This window comes from Georgenia sp. (genome assembly GCF_054605595.1).
In genome coordinates this window covers 1-18,604 of sequence record NZ_JBTSDU010000010.1, presented here as the reverse complement: position 1 = coordinate 18,604, position 18,604 = coordinate 1, and the positions used below count along the sequence as shown (strand labels likewise).

Sequence of the window (18,604 nt, the reverse complement as noted above, 5' to 3'; positions counted from 1 at the left end):
ACTCAGAACAGGACGGTCGCGTACGTCCCGACGCGGCGGAAGCCCACCCGGTCGTACGTCGCGAGCGCGGCGGTGTTGTAGCTGTTGACGTAGAGCGACACGATCGGGGCCAGGCGGGCCCGCACGTCCGCGACGACGGCGGCCATGCCGGCGGACGCGAGCCCGTGCCCGCGTCGCTCGGGGTGCACCCACACCCCCTGGATCTGCGCGACGCCGAGGGCGAGCGCACCGACGTCGGCCTTGAACACGACGCGGGGGCCGTCCGCGGTCTCCTCCATGCGCACGTAGGTGCGGTCGGAGCCCACCAGCTCGGCCACCCGGGTGGCGTAGGAGAAGCCGGTCAGGGTGGGGTCGTAGCCGACCTCCTCGGTGAACATCGCCACGGAGGCGGGCAGGACGAGCCCGACCTCCTCCGGGCGGGCGCTCCGGACCTCGGGGTCGGGCACGCACGCGGGGTCGTGGTCGATCACCAGGGAGGGCTGGTCGGGGCGCACCTCCCGCGGTCGGGACCAGGCCGGCGCCAGCCGCTCCCACAGGGCCAGCACCTGGTCGGCCGGGCCGACGATGGAGGAGCAGCGCCGGCCGAGCCGGCGCACGTGATCGGCGAGGAGGTCGACCTGGGCGCCGTGGACCTGGACGGGAACGAGGTTCGCCCCGGCCCAGCACAGCGCAGCGAGGGCGCCGTCGTCGTCGTGCAGGCCGATGAGCTCCGTGCCCGGCGGGCCGAGCACGCCCAGCCGCTCGACCTGCACGCCGGCGAGCACGGCACCGACGGGATCGAGCCGGCACACCTCGAGGGCGGCCGCCCGTTCCGCCGGGGGCAGCGCCCGGACCGCGACGGCCGGACGCCGCCAGCGCGACACCTGGGCGCCCCGGTTCAGCCGACGCTGACGACCGGTGTCCCGGTCGTCGTGGCCTCGGCCGCCGCGCCCATCTCGGCGGCGATGCGGTTCGCCTCGGCGATCAGCGTCTCGACGATCTGGTCCTCGGGCACCGTCTTGATGATCTTGCCCTTGACGAAGATCTGCCCCTTGCCGTTGCCGGAGGCGACGCCGAGGTCGGCCTCGCGCGCCTCGCCGGGGCCGTTGACGACGCAGCCCATCACCGCCACCCGCAGCGGCACGGTGAGGCCCTCGAGGCCCGCGGTGACGGAGTCGGCGAGGGCGTAGACATCCACCTGGGCGCGCCCGCAGGACGGGCAGGAGACGATCTCGAGCTTGCGCGGGCGCAGGTTGAGGGACTCCAGGATCTGGTTGCCGACCTTGACCTCCTCCACCGGCGGCGCGGAGAGGGAGACGCGGATGGTGTCCCCGATGCCCTGGCTCAGCAGCGCCCCGAACGCGGTGGCGGACTTGATGGTGCCCTGGAACGCTGGACCGGCCTCGGTGACCCCGAGGTGCAGCGGCCAGTCGCCGCGCTCGGCGAGCATCTCGTACGCGCGCACCATGACCACGGGGTCGTTGTGCTTGACGGAGATCTTGAAGTCGTGGAAGTCGTGCTCCTCGAAGAGCGACGCCTCCCACACGGCGGACTCCACGAGCGCCTCGGGGGTGGCCCTGCCGTACTTCTCCAGGATCCGCTTGTCGAGCGAGCCGGCGTTGACACCGATGCGCAGCGAGACGCCGGCGTCCTTTGCCGCCTGCGCGATCTCCTTGACCTGGTCGTCGAACCTGCGGATGTTGCCCGGGTTCACCCGGACGGCGCCGCAGCCGGCCTCGATCGCGGCGAAGACGTACTTCGGCTGGAAGTGGATGTCCGCGATCACGGGGATCTGGGACTTCTTGGCGATGATCGACAGCGCCTCGGCGTCCTTGTCCGTGGGGCACGCCACACGCACGATGTCGCAGCCGGAGGCGGTGAGCTCGGCGATCTGCTGCAGGGTCGCGTTGATGTCGTGCGTCTTCGTCGTCGTCATGGACTGGACGGAGACGGGGGCGTCGCCACCCACGTCGACGGTGCCGACCCGGATCTTCCGCGTCGCCCGCCGGGGGGCGAGGACGGGCGGGGTTTCCTTGACGGCCGGCATTCCCAGGGAGATCGGTACGCTCACCGCCCCAGTATCGCATCCGGGGCGCCGCCGTGGGCCCCCGCCGGGGCCGTTCAGCCCGTCAGGCTCAGCGGGTCGACGATGTCGGCGTACGCCAGCAGGGCGCTCATGCCGAGCATCACCGCGACGACCGCGTAGGTCAGCGGGAGCATCCGGGCGACGTCGACGGGGCCGGGGTCGGGCCGCTCGCGCAGCCGGGCCACGCCGCGCCGGGCGCCCTCGACGAGCGCGCCGGCCATGTGCCCGCCGTCGAGCGGGAGCAGCGGGATCAGGTTGAACACCAGCAGCGCCATGTTGAGCGAGACGAGCAGGGAGAGCAGGTCCGCGGTGCGTTCGGCGACGCCGTAGCCGTCCCCCTGGACGGAGGCGATCTCGCCGGCGACCCGGCCGACGCCGATGAGGCCCATGACGCCGGGGTCGCGCTGCTGGGTGCCGAAGGCGGCATTGGCGACGTCGACCAGGCGCTGGGGCAGGGTCAGGACCACCGTGACGGTGCCGGTGAAGGTGGACCACACCATGCCCGGTACCGCGGTGAGGGGCCGGCGGGTCAGGGCGACCGTGGGGCCGACGCCCACGAAGGGACGCATCTCGGTGACCGGCCGGCCCGCCTGGTCGAGGACGGGGCCGCCGTCGCCCCCCACGACGGGCCGCTCGGTGAGCTGTGGGGTGACCTGGAGGGTGAGCCGCTCGCCGGCGCGGTCCACCACGACGGCGGTGGGTCCGGTGCCGCCGGCGGCGATGGCGGCGGATAGGTCCGCCCACGTGGTGACGTCGGCGGTGCCCCATCGGAGGACCGTGTCACCGGGTTCGAGGCCCGCGGCCGCGGCGGGCGCGGCGGCGGCGTCGGGCGCGCAGGCGCCATCGGGGGTGACGCACTCCTGCACGGCGCCGAGCGTCGCGGTGTACTGGGCGATGCCGAGCCCGGAGACCACGACGGCCATGAGGACGGCGGCGATCACGAGGTTCATGAAGGGCCCGCCGAACATGACGACGAGCTTGCGGGGCACGGTGAGGTTGTAGAAGGCGCGGTGCTCCTCACCGGGGCCGATCTCCTCCAGGGAGTACTGGCGCGCCTCCTCCACCATGGTGGGGCGGCCGTCGCGGCGGGTCCTCGCGGCGCGCCGCGCCGGGGGGTACATGCCGACCAGGCGCACGTAGCCGCCGAGCGGGACGGCCTTGAGTCCGTACTCGGTGCCGCCCACGGTCTTCGACCACAGCGTCTTGCCGAAGCCGACCATGTACTGGGGCACCTTGACGCCGAACTTCTTGGCGGGGACGAGGTGCCCGATCTCGTGCAGCGCGATCGAGGCGATCAGCCCGATGACGAGGACGAGCACACCGATGACGTAGTCCACGCTGCCTCCTCCCTCCGGTGCGCGCGGCGCGCACCTCCATCATCCTCGCCGAACCCGTCCGGCGGTGGGTGTCCACCAGAGCCGCCACCCGGCGGCCACCGCCCATCAGAACCGTCAACGCCCGACGCCGGCACCCGGTTCCCGCGTCCGCGGCGGACCGTCCGCCCGCCCGGGGTCAGCACCGGCGCGCGAGGATCTCCTCGGCCCGGGCCCGCGCCCACTCCTCGGCGCCGAGCACGTCCGCCAGGTCGGGGCGCCCGGTGGTGCCGGCGTGCGCGGCGAGGACCTCCTCGACGACGGCGACGACGCCCAGGTAGGGCAGCCGCCCGGCGAGGAACGCGGCGACGCACTGCTCGTTGGCGGCGTTGAGGACCGCGGGGTGCGTCGCGGAGGCGGCGGCGGCCTGCCGGGCGACGGCGACGGCGGGGAACACGTCGTCGTCGAGCGGTTCGAACGTCCACGCCGTGGGGGTGTCCCACCGGCACGGGGACACCACGCCCTCGGCCCGGTCCGGCCAGGTGAGGCCGAGCGCGATCGGCAGACGCATGTCGGGCGGGGAGGCCTGCGCCAGGGTGGCGCCGTCGTGGAACTCGACCATGGAGTGCACCACCGACTGCGGGTGCACGACCACGACGATGTCCTCGGTGGGGACGTCGAACAACAGGTGCGCCTCGATGAGCTCGAGGCCCTTGTTGACGAGCGTGGCGGAGTTGATGGTGACGACCGGGCCCATCGCCCACGTCGGGTGCGCCAGTGCCTGCTCGGGGGTGACCCCGGCGAGGTCGGCGCGGGTACGGCCGCGGAACGGCCCGCCGGACGCGGTCAGGACGAGGCGTCGCACCTCGGTGCGGCCGGTCACCACGGGGCTCGTCATGCCCCTCTCGTGACGCCCGCCCAGCAGGGCCTGGGCGATGGCGGAGTGCTCGGAGTCCACCGGCACGACCTGCCCGGGCCGGCGCTGCGCCGCCCGCACGAGCGACCCGCCGACCACGAGCGACTCCTTGTTGGCCAGCGCCAGTCGCGCACCCGAGCGCAGGGCGGCGAGCGTGGGCGCCAGGCCCACCGAGCCGGTGATGCCGTTCAGGACGACGCCGGTACCACCGGCCAGGGCGGCCACCTCGGCGGCCGCACCGGGGCCGGTGCGGATCTCGGGCAGCGGCTCCCCGCCCGCCCGCTCGGCCAGCAACGTGCGCAGCCGGCCCGCCGCCGAGTCGTCGGCGACGGCGACGACGTCGACGCGGTGGGTGGTCGCCTGCTCGGCCAGCAGCTCGAGGTTCGCGCCGCCCGCGCTCAGGGCCCGGACCCGGTAGCTGCCCTCGGGGGCGGCGGCGACGACCTGGAGCGCCTGCGTGCCGATGGAGCCCGTGGAGCCGAGCAGGACGAGGTCCCTCACTCCACCGCCACCAGCACCTCGACGGCGCGGTCGAGGAAGGCGTCGACGGTGCCCTCGTGGTAGGCGCGGGAGGCCCTGGCCGAGGGGAACGCCGCGGCCCGCACCTCCGCGGCGGTCAGTTCGCCGCCGTCGTCGAAGTAGGCGACGACACGGTCGAGCATGGCGTCGACCGCCGCCCGGTCGTAGCCGCGGCCCCGGTCGGGGGCCCGGAAACGCTCGCCCGCGGGGCGCAGCAGGCGCGGGTAGAGCGTGGTGGCGAGGTGGGCGATGTGGTCCATCCACGCCGGCTCGCCCTGGGCGGCGATGAACGTGGTGCGCCGCCGCTGCACGAACGCGGCCTCGAGCCGGTCCAGCGCGGCGTCCACGGAGGCGGTGGCGTAGCCGTCCCGGACCAGGTCGAACGCGGCGGCCCGGACGTCCTGCTCGTCGAAGCCGCCACGCTGCCCGCTCTCGTACGCGGCGCGGGCCCGGGTGAAGAACTCCTCGACCTGCATCCGGTCGTACCCGGTGCGTGCCCGGCCGGCCGGCGGGAACATCGCGTTCATCCCTGCTCCTTCTCCACGGGCGTCCGCGGTGCGGGCGCGGCGTTCTCGACGAGGACCTCGGCGGCGAGCTGGCCGCAGGCGCCGTCGATGTCGCTGCCCCGAGTGTCTCGCACGGTCGTGGGGATCCCGGCACGACGCAGCGTGTCGACGAAGGTCTGCTCGACGTCGCGCTCGCTGGCGGTCCAGATGGAGCCGGGCGTGGGGTTGAGCGGGATCGGGTTGACGTGCACCCAGCCGCGCCCGCGGGCGTTGAGCTCGTCGGCGAGGAGCTGGGCGCGCCAGGCGTGGTCGTTCATGTCCTTGATCAGCGCGTACTCGATGCTGACGCGCCGGCCGGTGGCCTCGAAGTAGCGGCGGGCGGCGTCGAGCAGCTCACCGACCTTCCAGCGGGAGTTGATCGGGATGAGCTCGTCGCGCAGCTCGTCGTCCGGGGCGTGCAGGGACACGGCGAGCGTGACCGGGATGCCCTCCTGGGCGAGCTTGTCGATGGCGGGCACGAGGCCGACGGTGGAGACGGTGATGTGCCGGGCGGACAGGCCCAGGCCCGCGGGGGCGGGGTCGATCATGCGGCGGACCGCGTCGATGACGGCCCGGTAGTTGGCCATGGGCTCGCCCATGCCCATGAAGACGATGTTGCGCAGGTGCGTGGGCCCGCCGGCGAGCTCGCCGTCGCGGGAGGCACGGGCGGCGAGGCGCACCTGCTCGACGATCTCCGCCGTCGAAAGGTTGCGGGTCAGGCCCTGCTGACCGGTCGCGCAGAACGGGCACGCCATGCCGCAGCCGGCCTGCGAGGAGACGCACAGGGTGGTGCGGTCGGCGTAGCGCATGAGGACGGACTCGACCATGGCGCCGTCGAAGAGACGCCACAGCGACTTCACGGTGGCACCCTTGTCCGCCTGCAGGTCGCGGACGTTGGTGACGAGCTCGGGCAGCAGCGTCGCGGTCAGCTCGTCGCGCGCCTGCACGGGCAGGTCGGTCATGTCGGCCGCGTCCCGGGTCAGGTGGCCGAAGTAGTGGCGGGAGAGCTGGTCGGCCCGGAAGGCGGGCAGGCCGAGCTCGGTGGCCACGGCGGCGCGCTCCGCGGTCGAGAGGTCGGCGAGGTGGCGTGGGGGTTTGCCCCGCCGCCGGGCCGTGAAGCTCAGCGTGGGCCGCTCGCCGGGCCCGCTCTCGTGGGACGGGCGGATCTGGACCGGGGCGGGGATGGGTGGCTGCTGCGTCATGACCGGACCATCCTCTCAGAGTGGCCAGGTGCCGGTCGCGGCGGAGAGGATGAGGTAGGCCACCGGGGCCGAGACCAGGAGCGAGTCGATCCGGTCCATGACGCCGCCGTGACCGGGCAGGATCGAGCCCATGTCCTTCAGCCCGAGGTCGCGCTTGAGGAGGGACTCGGCGAGGTCGCCGGTGGTCGCGGCCGCGACGGCGGCGACACCGAGCAGCGCCCCCGCCCACCACGACCCGCCCAGGGCGAGGGTGGTGACGAGGCTCCCGAGCCCGGCCGACAGCACCAGGGAACCGCCCAGGCCCTCCCAGGACTTCTTCGGGCTGATCGAGGGCGCCATGGGGTGCTTGCCGAAGAGCACGCCCGCGACGTAGCCACCGATGTCGTTGCCGATGGTGACGAGGATGTACGCCACGACCATCCACGCCCCGTTCTCCGTACGGACCATGAGGACGGCGAAGCCCGCGAGGTAGGGCACGTAGGCGGCGGCGAATATCGCGGCGGTCGCGTCCCGGACCGCGGAGCGGCCGCCGCCGTCGATGACGCGCCAGACGAACACCCCACCGGCCGTCAGCGCGAACGCCATGAGCATGGCCTCGGCGCCGGCGACCCAGGCCGAGACGACGATGCCGACCGTACCGACCCACAGCGGCAGCAGCGGGATGCGGATCTCGCGCCGACCGAGGGCCCGGGCGAGCTCCCACAGGCCCCCGAAGCCGGCCACCAGGACGAACGCGACGAAGGCCTCCCGCCGGATGAACAGGCTCAGCGCGAGCACGACGATGAGGACCAGCCCGACCCCGACGGCCGCGGGCAGGTTCCGCCCGGCCCGCCCGGTCGGGGGTGGCGGATCCTTGGGCTTCGGCGGTGCGGGTGCCACGAGGGCGGTACGGGCGCGTTCGCGCGCCACGGACAGCCGTCGCAGCGCGACGGTCAGCGGCTCCCGGGCATCCTGGTGGTTCACGGTCTCCTTGCGGCGGCTCAGACCTCGAGCAGCTCGCGCTCCTTGGCCTCGAGCACGGTGTCGACCGCGTCGACGTGCTTCTTCGTGACGGCTTCGAGCTCCTTCTCCGCGCGGTCGACCTCGTCCTCGCCGGCGTCGCCGTCCTTCTTGATGCGGTCGAGCTCTTCCTTGGCCTTGCGGCGCAGGGAGCGGATGGTGATGCGGGCGTCCTCGCCCTTGGTGCGGGCGAGCTTGACGTACTCCTTGCGCCGCTCCTCGGTGAGCGCGGGCAGCGCGACCCGGATGACGTTGCCGTCGTCGGTCGGGTTCACCCCGAGGTCGGACTCACGCAGGGCCCGGACGATCGCGGGCGCGGCGGAGCGGTCGTAGGGCGTGATGAGGACGGTGCGGGCCTCCGGGATGGTCAGCGAGCCGAGCTGCTGCAGCGGGGTGGGGGCACCGTAGTAGTCCACCAGCACCGGGTTGAACATGCCGGCGTTGGCACGGCCGGTGCGGATGTGGCTGAAGTCCTCGCGGGCGCGCTCCACCGCCTTCTCCATCTTGTCCTCGGCCTCGAGCAAGGTCTCGTCGATCAAGGCTGTACTCCTTCGTCTAGTGGGTGGCGGGTCACGAGTGTCCCGATCTTCTCACCCCGCAGCGCGCGGGTGACGTTGCCGGGCTCGGTCATGCCGAACACGCGCATCGTCAGGTCGTTGTCCATGCAGAGGCTGAAGGCGGCGGCGTCGACGACCTTCAGGCCCTGCCGGATCGCCTCGTCGTACGTGAGGTGGTCGAGCTTGCTGGCGGTGGGATCGGTGCGCGGGTCGGCCGTGTAGACGCCGTCGACGCCGTTCTTGCCCACGAGGACCTCGTCGCAGTGCGTCTCCAGGGCACGCTGGGCGGCGACGGTGTCGGTGGAGAAGTACGGCATGCCCGCCCCCGCCCCGAAGACGACGACGCGGCCCTTCTCCAGGTGGCGGATGGCACGCAGCGGGATGTACGGCTCGGCTACCTGGCCCATGGCGATCGCGGTCTGCACGCGGGTCCGCACCCCGGCCTGCTCGAGGAAGTCCTGCAGCGCGAGGGCGTTCATGACGGTGCCGAGCATGCCCATGTAGTCGGCGCGGGAACGGTCGATGCCCCGCTGGGACAGTTCGGCACCGCGGAAGAAGTTCCCACCGCCGACGACGATGGCGACCTGGACGCCGTCGGCCACCGCCCGGGCGATCTCCCGGGCGACCGAGGAGACGACGTCGGGGTCGAGGCCGACCAGGCCGCCGCCGAAGACCTCACCCGAGAGCTTCAGGAGGACCCGGCGGGACTTCCCGGTGCCGGTGCGGACAGCACCGCCGACGGTGGGTTGGGACATGGTTGAGCCTCCTGCGGTTCGGGGCGGGCCGTGATGGCGGCGCGGTGCACGGCGTGGGGCGTCCGGTTGTCGAGCGTACCGGGGCCCGGACGTGCCGGTGGCCCCGGCCCGTCGAGACGGGTCGGGGCCACCGACGGGGCGTCAGGAGCCGACGCGGAACCGGACGAAGCCGACCACGGTGCCGCCGGCCTCCGTCACGATCTGGCCGACCGACTTCTTGCTGTCCTTGGCGAACGCCTGGTCGAGCAGGCAGTTCTCCTTGAAGAAGCCGTTCATGCGGCCCTCGATGATCTTGGGCAGCGCCGCCTCCGGCTTGCCCTCGTTGCGCGAGGTCTCCTCGGCGATGTGCCGCTCGCTCTCGACGACGTCCGCGGGGACGTCGTCGCGGGAGAGGTACTTGGGCGAGAACGCCGCGATGTGCATCGCGACGTCGTGGGCGACGTCGCCGCCCTTGGCGTCCGTGGCCACGAGCACGCCCACCGACGGCGGGAGGTCCTTGGCCGTCCGGTGGAGGTACATCGAGACCTTCTCGCCGCTCGCGCGGGCGACGCGACTGACGGCGATCTTCTCGCCGATCGTGGCCGCGATCCCGTCGACCTTGGCCTGCACCGTCTCCCCGTCGACGTCGGCGGCGAGGAGTGACGCCACGTCGGCAGCGCCGGAGGAGACCGCCGCGGCGAGCACGGCGTCCGCGAAGTCGATGAACTTCTGGTTCTTCGCGACGAAGTCGGTCTCCGAGTTGACCTCGACCAGCACGCCGACCTCGCCGGAACCGTCGGGGACGACCCGGCCGGCCACGAGCCCCTCGGCCACGGTACGGCCCTCGCGCTTGGCGACGCCCTTCAGGCCCTTGACGCGGATGATCTCCAGCGCCTTCTCGGCGTTGCCGTCAGCCTCGTCCAGCGCCTTCTTGACGTCGAGCATGCCCGCGCCGGTCTTCTCACGGAGTTCCTTGATGTCGGCGGCGGTGTAGTTCGCCATGGATGATCCTCTCCAGATCTGTGCGGGGTGGGTCTCAGGCCTGCTCGGACGCGGGCGCCTCGGCGGCGTCCGTGCCCTCGGCAGCGTCCTGGGCCGGCTCGGTGACGGGCTCGGTGGCCACGACGGGCTCGGCAGCAGGCTGGGCGACAGCAGGCTTGGCAGCCGGCTTAGCAGCAGGCTTCGCAGCAGCGGGCTCGACGTCCGGCTCAGCAGCAGCAGGCTCGACGGCCGGCTCAGCAGCAGCAGCAGGCTCGGCGGGCTCGACGGCCGGCTCAGCAGCAGCAGGCTCGGCGGGCTCGACGGCCGGCTCAGCAGCAGCCGCGGGCTCCACGGCCATCCCGGTCCCGGCGGCACCCTCGGCCTCGTGGGTGGCGAGCAGCTCGCGCTCCCACTCGGCGAGCGGCTCCTCGGCGGCCGGCGCACCGGTGCCGCCACCGTGACGGGAGACGAGGCCCTCGGCCGCCCCGTCCGCGATGACGCGCGTCAGGAGCGAGACCGCGCGGATGGCGTCGTCGTTGCCCGGGATGGGGTAGTCGACCTCGTCGGGGTCGCAGTTGGTGTCGAGGATGGCGACGACGGGGATGTGGAGCTTGCGCGCCTCGGCGACGGCGAGGTGCTCCTTCTTCGTGTCGACGATCCAGACGGCCGAGGGGACCTTGGCCATGTCCCGGATGCCACCGAGCGTGCGGGCGAGCTTGTCCCGCTCGCGCCGCTGCATCAGCAGTTCCTTCTTCGTGAACGAGCTGCCGGCGACGTCGTCGAAGTCGACCTGCTCGAGCTCCTTGAGGCGCTGCAGGCGCTTGTGGACCGTGCCGAAGTTGGTGAGCATGCCGCCCAGCCAACGCTCGGTGACGTAGGGCATGCCCACGCGCTGGGCCTGCTCGGCGATGGCCTCCTGGGCCTGCTTCTTGGTGCCGACGAAGAGGATGTTGCCGCCGTGGGCGACGGTCTCCTTGACGAACTCGTACGCGCGGTCGATGTCCGTCAGCGACTGCTGGAGGTCGATGATGTAGATGCCGTTGCGCTCGGTGAAGATGAACCGCTTCATCTTCGGGTTCCAACGGCGGGTCTGGTGCCCGAAGTGCACGCCGCTCTCGAGGAGCTGGCGCATCGTGACGACGGCCATGGCACGTCCTTTCCTGGCGCGGTCACCCGCACCGTGAGGACCACGGCGGTGTTGCGCCCGCGACGTGGCCCATGTTTCGGTTGTCCGCCGGACGACCGGGTGGTCGCCAAGCCCTGGTGCCCGCGACACAAGCACCTCCGGGGAGGACCGCTGCTGGTGTCGACTCGCCGACCTGGGCCTGCCTGCCATGAAGGCCGACGGGCCGGTCGCACGATGTGCGGGCACGCGATGTCAGCCGGCTGTCGCCGGATGCAGGTGCCATGGTAGCCGATGGGTCCTGTCCCCCGGGACCCGGCGCCGGTGACGTTCCCCAGGTCAGACCCGTGCCCCCTGCCGGTCACGACCGGGGCCGTTGTTGCCACCTCGTCCACAGGTGGCAACGGACGCCGAGTGGGACGCACCACCCGTCGGGCACGGTGACGGGCATGGCATTCACCCGCAGCACCCAGGTCCTCGTTCTCGGCGCACTCGCCGCCGGCGCCCTCTCCCTCGGCGGGCTCGCCGCCGCGACCGCCCCCCGTGCAGATGCCCCGTCCTCCAGCGCGCGCACCGCCGTGGCGGTGCGCGCCGACCGCCCGGTGGCGGCGCCCCCGACCGCCCAGCCCCCGACCGCCCGCAGCGGCCACCCGGGGCTCGAGGTCGAGGCGCTCGCCTCGGCCGGCTACGACGCCACGACGGCGGTCCGTGGCACGGTCGCCTACCGCTGGCCGACGACCGCCCCGGCCGAGGTGGTCCGCGCGTTCGACCCACCCGAGGTGCCGTGGGGGGCCGGGCACCGGGGCGCCGACCTCGCGCTCGGGGTCGGTGAACCGGTGCTCGCCGCGGCCGACGGCGTTGTCGCCTTCGCCGGCACGGTGGTCGACCGCCCCGTGGTCTCGGTCCTGCACGACGACGGCCTGCGGACCACGTACGAGCCGGTCGAGGCGGTGGTCGTCGCCGGCCAGAAGGTGCGGGCCGGTGCGCTCCTGGGTCACCTCAGGGCCGGGCACTGCCCGCCGTGGCAGCCGTCATGCCTGCACTGGGGTGCCCGGTCCGGCGCGTCCGCCTACGTCGACCCGGTGGCGCTCCTCGGCGAGAGCGTGGTCCGGCTCCTGCCCGACCGGTGAGGCGGCACCTCAGGCGCGCGGGTGGGCCTGGGAGTACACGGCGCGCAGCCGCTCGGCGCTGACATGGGTGTACCGCTGGGTGGTGGCGAGCGAGCTGTGCCCGAGGACCTCCTGGACCGTGCGCAGGTCGGAGCCCCCCTCGAGCAGGTGTGTCGCCGCCGAGTGGCGCAGCCCGTGAGGCGCGATGTCGCGCACGCCGGCGACCGCCGTGAGCCGGTGGAGCATGCCGCGCACGGTGCGCGGGTCGATGCGCCCACCCCGCGCACCGAGGAACACGGCACCGCCGGACCACGGGCCCACGAGGGCGGGGCGACCGTGGGCGAGCCACTCCCCCACGGCCCGTTGCGCGGGGATGCCGAAGGGGACCACCCGTTCCTTGTCCCCCTTGCCGATGACCCGGACGGTGCGTTCGCGGCTGTCGACGTCGCGGACGTCCATGCCGACGAGCTCGGCGATCCGGATCCCGGTGGCGTACAGCATCTCCAACGCCGCCCAGTCCCGCAGATGTACGGGGTCGCCGTCGTCCGCGCGTTCCTGAGCGGCGGCGAGGAGCCCGGCGGCGTCGTCCACGGCGAGGACCGTGGGCAGGTGCCGGTCGGCGCGGGGGCTGCGCAGGCGCGCCCCGACGTCGCCGGCGAGGTAGCCGGCGCCGGTGGCCCAGGTGGAGAACGTGCGGACCGCGGCGGCCCGGCGGGCGAGGGTGGCGCGGGACATGCCCCGCCGCTGCTGCGCCGCCAGCCAGGACCGCAGGGCGGCCAGGTCCGCGGCCGCGAGCACGGCCGGCAGGTCGGGCCGCTCGTCGTCCGGCGCACTGGTGGCGGGATCGCCGTCGGTCGCCGCTGCATCGGCGGGCGTGCCGGCGGCGCCGGCCGCGAGGGCGCGCAGATGGTCGAGGAGCTGGGTGACGTCGGCGAGGTAGGCGCGCACGGTGTGCTCGCTGAGCCCGCGCTGGAGCGCGAGGAACCGGGCGAAGGCATCCAGCAACGTCTCCTGGGACGCCGGGACGGAACCGCTGGTGGTCATCCGCCCACGATAGCCACGCCGGCCCCGGCACCGGCCGTGCCGCACCGGCCACCGGTCCCCCGCGCCATGCGCCCGGATGGCGGCGTCGGGCAGGTCGGGTGGATCGGACAGGTCGGGTAGGAGGTCCGGCAGCCGGCCGCGAGCATCGCCGTCCCCGCCCCGGCGCGCCGGCGAGGAACAGCTGGTGGTGGCCGTCGGCCACGGCGACGGCGCGTGCCACGATCTCGATCTCCCCGCAGGCGCAGCGCCAGTTCCACTCGAGCACCTCCAGTTAGGTTGGTGACAAGGACGGTCCGATGGTGCGCCAGGTCCAAGGGCAATGTCAGACCTCATCCCTACCGTCAGACACGTACGGCTCGAACGCAGTACCAGTACGTCGGGCCGGACAGGCTTTCGACCAGTTTCCACACCAAGGTCTGCACGCGCAGACCTCGACGTTGAAGGAGTCCTGATGTCCACGATCGACCTTGCCATGCTCCACGAGGCCACGAGCGCCGGCGGTCCGAGCGCACTGAGCTCCGTCACTGCCCTGGCACCGGCCGCCGGTCCGCACGCCGCGGTCGCCCCGGCCAAGTACGTCACCGCGCGCGGCAGCGACCAGACCTACGTGTACGACACCCGCTACGTCGACGGCGAGGCCCGACGCACTGTTCTCATCGACTCCTCGCAGAGCCAGGGCAACCGGATCGAGGCCGCGATCGCCGGAGCGATCCTTGACGGCCACCCAGCGCTTGGGCGGATCCCCCGGATCGAGGTCACCTACGAGCGGGACGGACAGGCGGAGATCTACTCCGACCTCACCCTTCCTCACCGTGCGTTCGACGCCCACATACGGGCTGGCACGGTCGATGGCGAACCCACCACCGATGACGCACGGTACCGGGCCGCGCGCGACGCCAACCCCCTCAACGCCAGTGCGTTGCTCAACCTCAGCCCTATCTCTCTCGTGCTCGGCTCCTGGGATGCCTCCCGTAAGACGCGCCAGGGACGGTGGGCCAGCGCGGTCACCGGCGAGATCGTCGGCGTGCTCGCCGACCAGCGAGAGGGTTCGCCGAGCCCCCGCAAGGGTGGCGCGCGCGTCGACCCGGTCGGTATGCGTGCCCAGGTGGGCGGCACCGCGCTGCGTGGCCTTGCCGAGGCCCAGCGGGACGAGCTCAGCCCGAAGACCTACGGCGACATCGTCAAGGCGGCGGCAAAGCTCAAGGGAGGGGAGACCACCTCGGCCTCTGCTCTCGGATTTGGCGGCATTCCGCCATCACTCAGCCAGCTCGGCGGGGTCTCGTGCTCCCAGATCATCCGGTCGAACGTGCTCAGCTTCGCCACGTTGCGCCAGATCCGCTTCGGCGCCGGACCGCGCGGAGACTCCGCCATCCGCGCCTTGCTCGCCGCGCTCGCGCTGAACGGACTCGTGCGGTCACACGCCGAGCTCTACCTCCGTGCCCACTGCCACCTGGTGGAGGCCGCGCCGTCGTCGACCTCGATCGACCGGCGTAACGGGCACCATGAGGACGTCGTGCTGCCGGACATCGCCGAGGCCGACGCACTCCTCGCCGCCGCTCTCGCCGACGCCGGTGAGCACGCCGGCCTGGACTGGCACGGGCAGGTCTTCGCTGTCATGGGCGACCCAGCCATCGTTGCCGGGGTCGAGGACGACGCGTCCGGAGCCGAGTGATGTCCTTCGCGATCGTCGCGCACTTCCCGCTCGGCGCGTACCGCGGGCACGTCGGCACCGGGGAGCAGGACCCGTGGCCATCCCCTCTCCGTCTACACTCGGCGCTCCTCAGCGCGGCCGGGCAGGGCAGCTACGCCGTCGAGGACGGCGGAGCGTTGCGTCCGTCCGAACCGTCGATGTCCGCCCTCGCCTGGCTCGAGGCGACGCCGCCGGACGGTCTCGTGTTGCCTACACTCACCCGTCGCAACCCCGCTACCAACTCGGCCTACCGCGACATGGGCCTGCTCAAGCCGAAGAGGCGCGGGACGAAGGTGTCCGCGAAGCGGGACAACGAGTCCGTCGCGCTCGGCGAGGAGATCATGTGGGTCTGGGCGCAGGACCCGCCCCGGCCCGTCCGGGAGGCCCTCGGTGACCTGTGCCCGGACGTGCCCTATCTCGGTCAGTCCGACTCGCCTGTTCGGCTGCGCGTGGAGTCCACGGACGCGGAGTACACGCACATGCATGACCCCGACGCACGGCTCGGGACCTCTCGGGCCACCGATGTCGACCTCGACGCACCGACGCCCGGTCGGACGGAGGCTCTCATCTCCGCGCACCACGAGCGCAGCAATGCAAAGCCCCCCTCGACGGCACAGGACCGGGCGAAGACGGACGAGGACGACAACCGGCCGGGAACGGTTGCGGCCGGCGCCCGGCGGCGGCGGTATGTGAAGGTGCGCTCGACAGCGAGGGGAGCGGCGCCGTGGTCCGCGGCCTGGGTGCTCCCAATCGTCGACGCCGACCCGATCCCGCTCGACCGGCGGGTGGCGTGGGCGGTGGCGCTGCACCGCGCGCTCATCTCCGTCCACGGCGACGACGCCCCGGCGATCCTTACCGGGCACTACCACGAGGGAGTGCCGCTCCCGGCGAACCGCGTAGCCATCCACGTGATCGACGACCATCCCGCGATGCGGTACCGCCTCGATGGCCAGCAGGCGTTCGTCGTGAGCCTTCCCACGGGCGCCGATCCGGGTTCCGTCCAAGCCGTCGACGACGCCGTTCGGGTGCTCGACATCGTGCGGGGCCCGGGCGGTCGGGTGCACCGTCTCCGCGCCGACGGCAGGCGACTCATCGACGCGGCGGCATTCTGGACGCCGCCCGAGCAGGGCCTGACCCGGTGCTGGGTGAGCCACCCGGCCGTGCACGAGGCGCGCCCGCCCCGTCGCGGGCAGTGGAGCCTCACGGATGCCACGACCTTGTCCATCGCGCTCACCTGGCGCGACGCCCTCGGGACGGCGGAGACGTCGGGCCTGGGTAGGGATGCCCGTTTCCTCGCTCTCTCGGACGCCGCCCGCGAGCACGGCGTGGAGGTCTACGACGTGCGCCGGCTGACGACTTCGCACGTGGACCGCTACGTCCACAAGGTCTCCAGCGGCCACCTCGTCCAGCCGTACATCACCACCGTGCACCTGGGCGATCTTGCCCCTGCCGGTGTGCTGGCAGCGATCGGGCAGAGCCGCCACCTCGGTGGCGGTCTCCTCACCCCGGTCGACGTCGCAGCACCGGTCCTTGACGTCTGGAGACACCGATGACGCTCGAACTCACCGACTTCGGCGCCTACTTCCGCGCCCTCAACGACGATCGCCCACCCTTCGCCTGGCAGGAGCGCCTGCTCGAACACCTCGTCACCCACCGGCAGTGGCCCGACCAGATCGATGCCCCGACCGGAGCCGGGAAGAGCGCAGCCATCGACATCCATACTTTCGCCACCGCACTGACACTCCACGATCCCGAACCGTTGCGGCGTCTTCCGCGACGGCTGGTGGTGACCGTGGATCGCCGGGCGCTGGTCGACAGCCACGAGCAGCGGGCGAGCCGGATCGCCGCCCGGCTGCGAGACGCGCTCCGCGACGCGGACGCGGCCCCCGAGCTCCGCACGGTCGCGACGATGCTGCGGAGTCTGTGGACCGAGCCGCTGGACGTGCACGTCAGCCCGGACGGCGACTGGAGTCCGCTCGGAGTTGTGCGCCTACGCGGCGGCACGGTGGCGTCGTCCAGCTGGCTCGACTCACCGAGTATCTGCCAGGTCATCGCGGCGACGCCCGACATGTGGGGCAGCCGGCTGCTGTTCAACGGCTATGGCTCGACGACGTTTGCTCATCCCCGTGAGGCAGGTCTGCTCGCGATCGACAGTGTCATCGTCCTCGACGAGGCACACCTCAACCGCCAGCTGCTCACCACGGCCCGCCGCGTCGCCGAGCTGGTCGGTCCCGACGCCGCGAGACTCGGGCTACCCCCGCTCCAGGTCACGGCCATGACCGCCACGCAGGACACCGCGCAGCTCACCTCCGTCGGCGTCCTCGAGTCCGATCTCGAGCGTGAGCCGATCCTGCAGGCGCGGCTCACCCGGCCCAAGCCGGTCCGACTTCGGACGAGCGAGGGTTGGGCGGGCACCGGTAAGGGCCTGAAGGACCTGGCCGACGCCGTCGTGGCGGAGGTCCTGGCGGCACGCGCAGCGGCGGGCGCGACCGTAGGCTGCGTCGTCAATAACGTCCGCCTGGCCACCGAGGTTCGGGATCGGCTTGCTCGCCTCACTGTCCCGGAGACGGCCAGCGAACGCGCGAGGGAGCCTCTCGAGGTCATGCAGATCGTCGGCCGCATGCGACCGTGGGACCTGGAACGGCTTCGTGCCGACCACCCGCTGCTGTTCACCCACGGCGGCGACCCCGGCGTCGACGTCCTCGTCGCCACCCAGACGGTCGAGGTGGGCGTCGACATGGACTTCGCCGCCCTCGTCACGACCCTCGCCCCCGGTTCCGCGATCGCCCAGCGGGCCGGCCGAACGAACCGGTCGGGGACCAGGGCGAGCGGTCCGGTCACGGTGATCGTGCCCCCGGACATCATGCGGGTGAAGGACGCCGACGTCGCACCCTACCGGGCGGAGGACCTCTCACTGGCCCATGACTGGCTCGAACGCCGTGCGGAGAGCCCAGCGGGGCTGGCACCGTGGGAGATCCGTGGGAGCGCCGCGGGCGACCCGGCGCCGACCGCCAGCGAGCGCCGGATCGCGCTGCACCGCTTGGAGCCGTGGAACGTCTCCCTCTGGGCACGCACGTCGGATGCACTCTTCGCCGACCACGACCTCGAGCTCTGGCTCAGCGACGATCTCTCCGAGGACCTGAGCGCGGGCGTGATCGTCCGGCATGGGCTGCCGGAGGACGTCGTCAGTGCCGCGAGGCTCCTCGAGGCCACGCCGCCCCAGCCGCACGAGCTCTTTCCCGTTCGCCTGGGCGAGGCCCGGGCTGTCGTCCGGGCGAGCACCGATGTCACCGCGCCGAAGTTCCGGCGCCTGTTCGTCATCCGCCGCGGTGAGGTCACCGGGTATGAGAGCACCAGGTTCGACGAAGTCCGGCTGCGACCCGAGGACGTCGTCGTGGTCGACAGCGACGCCGCGATCTTCCGGTCGGCGGTCGTCGACAGTGACGGCAACGAGACCGCGGAGGACGTGTCCGAGCGGGCTACAGCACAATCACCTGCACGGCGGTCCGTCCGCGTGCACCGTGGGGCACCGGTGGCCGGCGGCCCGGTCGGCGAGGCCCTGGTGGGGGACCTAGCACGGTTCCTCGTCGGGAGTCCGGACGGGGGCGATGGTATGTCCGCTAGGAACGGTGACGTCGACCGCGACGGCATCATCGACCTGCTCCGCGGATGGAGCGCCCAGGTCGCGGGTGAAGTCGGGACGGCGCGCGCTGCCTCCGCCCAGGACTCGGCAGACCTGCTGCGGCAGATCCTCGACGACGGACACGCGGTCGATGTGGTCGTCGAGCGTGGAGGGGAATCCGGCGG

Annotated in this window: 16 protein-coding genes; 4 read left to right on the top strand and 12 right to left on the bottom strand. The window is 72.7% G+C overall.

The genetic code is table 11. From position 1 onward, the window contains the following. Positions 1 to 2: 2 nt before the first annotated feature. The 11 genes from ACYC1Z_RS02540 to rpsB all read right to left on the bottom strand — a co-directional run bounded on the left by ACYC1Z_RS02540 (position 3) and on the right by rpsB (position 10,978). Positions 3 to 863, bottom strand: coding sequence for a GNAT family N-acetyltransferase (locus ACYC1Z_RS02540; RefSeq protein WP_461407989.1), 861 nt, complete (start codon positions 861 to 863; stop codon positions 3 to 5). Positions 864 to 877: 14 nt separating this feature from the next. Then, the gene (ispG, locus tag ACYC1Z_RS02535) at positions 878 to 2,026 is read right to left on the bottom strand and encodes a flavodoxin-dependent (E)-4-hydroxy-3-methylbut-2-enyl-diphosphate synthase (RefSeq protein ID WP_461408012.1); all 1,149 of its coding nucleotides are present in this window, start codon (positions 2,024 to 2,026) and stop codon (positions 878 to 880) included. Between the two features lie 74 nt (positions 2,027 to 2,100). Then, positions 2,101 to 3,402, bottom strand: a complete 1,302-nt coding sequence (locus tag ACYC1Z_RS02530) for a M50 family metallopeptidase (protein WP_461407988.1) — start codon at positions 3,400 to 3,402, stop codon at positions 2,101 to 2,103. Between the two features lie 175 nt (positions 3,403 to 3,577). Continuing rightward, on the bottom strand, positions 3,578 to 4,795 hold the full coding sequence (gene dxr / locus ACYC1Z_RS02525; RefSeq protein ID WP_461407987.1) for a 1-deoxy-D-xylulose-5-phosphate reductoisomerase: 1,218 nt from the start codon (positions 4,793 to 4,795) through the stop codon (positions 3,578 to 3,580). Continuing rightward, positions 4,792 to 5,340: a DivIVA domain-containing protein gene (locus ACYC1Z_RS02520; protein ID WP_461407986.1), complete on the bottom strand. Its 549-nt coding sequence runs from the start codon at positions 5,338 to 5,340 to the stop codon at positions 4,792 to 4,794. Before ACYC1Z_RS02520 ends, dxr begins: the two co-directional genes overlap by 4 nt. Beyond that, entirely contained in the window at positions 5,337 to 6,560 is a 1,224-nt protein-coding gene (gene rlmN, locus ACYC1Z_RS02515) for a dual-specificity RNA methyltransferase RlmN (protein WP_461407985.1), read from the bottom strand. Before rlmN ends, ACYC1Z_RS02520 begins: the two co-directional genes overlap by 4 nt. A gap of 15 nt (positions 6,561 to 6,575) precedes the next feature. Further along, entirely contained in the window at positions 6,576 to 7,523 is a 948-nt protein-coding gene (locus tag ACYC1Z_RS02510; protein WP_461407984.1) for a phosphatidate cytidylyltransferase, read from the bottom strand. A 17-nt stretch (positions 7,524 to 7,540) separates the two neighbouring features. Beyond that, positions 7,541 to 8,098 carry a ribosome recycling factor gene (gene frr, locus ACYC1Z_RS02505; protein WP_461407983.1) on the bottom strand — a complete coding sequence of 186 codons (558 nt, stop codon included), beginning with the start codon at positions 8,096 to 8,098 and terminating at the stop codon, positions 7,541 to 7,543. Further along, positions 8,095 to 8,871 (bottom strand): UMP kinase, encoded by a 777-nt coding sequence (gene pyrH, locus ACYC1Z_RS02500; protein ID WP_461407982.1) that lies wholly within the window; start codon positions 8,869 to 8,871, stop codon positions 8,095 to 8,097. Before pyrH ends, frr begins: the two co-directional genes overlap by 4 nt. Positions 8,872 to 9,012: 141 nt before the next feature. After that, complete coding sequence (gene tsf, locus ACYC1Z_RS02495) at positions 9,013 to 9,852, bottom strand: translation elongation factor Ts (protein WP_461407981.1); 840 nt, start codon at positions 9,850 to 9,852, stop codon at positions 9,013 to 9,015. A 34-nt stretch (positions 9,853 to 9,886) separates the two neighbouring features. After that, complete coding sequence (gene rpsB / locus ACYC1Z_RS02490) at positions 9,887 to 10,978, bottom strand: 30S ribosomal protein S2 (RefSeq protein WP_461407980.1); 1,092 nt, start codon at positions 10,976 to 10,978, stop codon at positions 9,887 to 9,889. A gap of 425 nt (positions 10,979 to 11,403) precedes the next feature. Between rpsB and ACYC1Z_RS02485 the strand changes: the two genes are divergently transcribed. Beyond that, positions 11,404 to 12,084, top strand: a complete 681-nt coding sequence (locus ACYC1Z_RS02485; RefSeq protein WP_461407979.1) for a M23 family metallopeptidase — start codon at positions 11,404 to 11,406, stop codon at positions 12,082 to 12,084. A 9-nt stretch (positions 12,085 to 12,093) separates the two neighbouring features. On the opposite strand, the gene ACYC1Z_RS02480 is transcribed toward ACYC1Z_RS02485, so the two are convergent. Then, positions 12,094 to 13,107 carry a tyrosine recombinase XerC gene (locus tag ACYC1Z_RS02480; RefSeq protein WP_461407978.1) on the bottom strand — a complete coding sequence of 338 codons (1,014 nt, stop codon included), beginning with the start codon at positions 13,105 to 13,107 and terminating at the stop codon, positions 12,094 to 12,096. Between the two features lie 451 nt (positions 13,108 to 13,558). On the opposite strand from ACYC1Z_RS02480, the gene cas7g reads away from it, so the two are divergent. The 3 genes from cas7g to cas3g all read left to right on the top strand — a co-directional run. Continuing rightward, entirely contained in the window at positions 13,559 to 14,779 is a 1,221-nt protein-coding gene (gene cas7g, locus ACYC1Z_RS02475; protein WP_461407977.1) for a type I-G CRISPR-associated RAMP protein Csb1/Cas7g, read from the top strand. After that, positions 14,779 to 16,350: a type I-G CRISPR-associated protein Csb2 gene (csb2, locus tag ACYC1Z_RS02470; RefSeq protein ID WP_461407976.1), complete on the top strand. Its 1,572-nt coding sequence runs from the start codon at positions 14,779 to 14,781 to the stop codon at positions 16,348 to 16,350. Before cas7g ends, csb2 begins: the two co-directional genes overlap by 1 nt. Further along, positions 16,347 to 18,604, top strand: a 2,258-nt coding sequence (gene cas3g, locus ACYC1Z_RS02465; RefSeq protein WP_461407975.1) for a type I-G CRISPR-associated helicase/endonuclease Cas3g, incomplete at its 3' end; no start/stop codon positions are given. The genes csb2 and cas3g, both read left to right, overlap by 4 nt.

What these genes read in the sequence shown, in the direction of transcription:
- ispG (WP_461408012.1), bottom strand. Translation starts at nt 2,026, where the DNA reads ATGCCGGCCGTCAAGGAAACCCCGCCCGTCCTCGCCCCCCGGCGGGCG.
- ACYC1Z_RS02520 (WP_461407986.1), bottom strand. Translation starts at nt 5,340, where the DNA reads ATGAACGCGATGTTCCCGCCGGCCGGCCGGGCACGCACCGGGTACGAC.
- rlmN (WP_461407985.1), bottom strand. Translation starts at nt 6,560, where the DNA reads ATGACGCAGCAGCCACCCATCCCCGCCCCGGTCCAGATCCGCCCGTCC.
- pyrH (WP_461407982.1), bottom strand. Translation starts at nt 8,871, where the DNA reads ATGTCCCAACCCACCGTCGGCGGTGCTGTCCGCACCGGCACCGGGAAG.
- tsf (WP_461407981.1), bottom strand. Translation starts at nt 9,852, where the DNA reads ATGGCGAACTACACCGCCGCCGACATCAAGGAACTCCGTGAGAAGACC.
- rpsB (WP_461407980.1), bottom strand. Translation starts at nt 10,978, where the DNA reads ATGGCCGTCGTCACGATGCGCCAGCTCCTCGAGAGCGGCGTGCACTTC.
- ACYC1Z_RS02485 (WP_461407979.1), top strand. Translation starts at nt 11,404, where the DNA reads ATGGCATTCACCCGCAGCACCCAGGTCCTCGTTCTCGGCGCACTCGCC.
- ACYC1Z_RS02480 (WP_461407978.1), bottom strand. Translation starts at nt 13,107, where the DNA reads ATGACCACCAGCGGTTCCGTCCCGGCGTCCCAGGAGACGTTGCTGGAT.
- cas7g (WP_461407977.1), top strand. Translation starts at nt 13,559, where the DNA reads ATGTCCACGATCGACCTTGCCATGCTCCACGAGGCCACGAGCGCCGGC.
- csb2 (WP_461407976.1), top strand. Translation starts at nt 14,779, where the DNA reads ATGTCCTTCGCGATCGTCGCGCACTTCCCGCTCGGCGCGTACCGCGGG.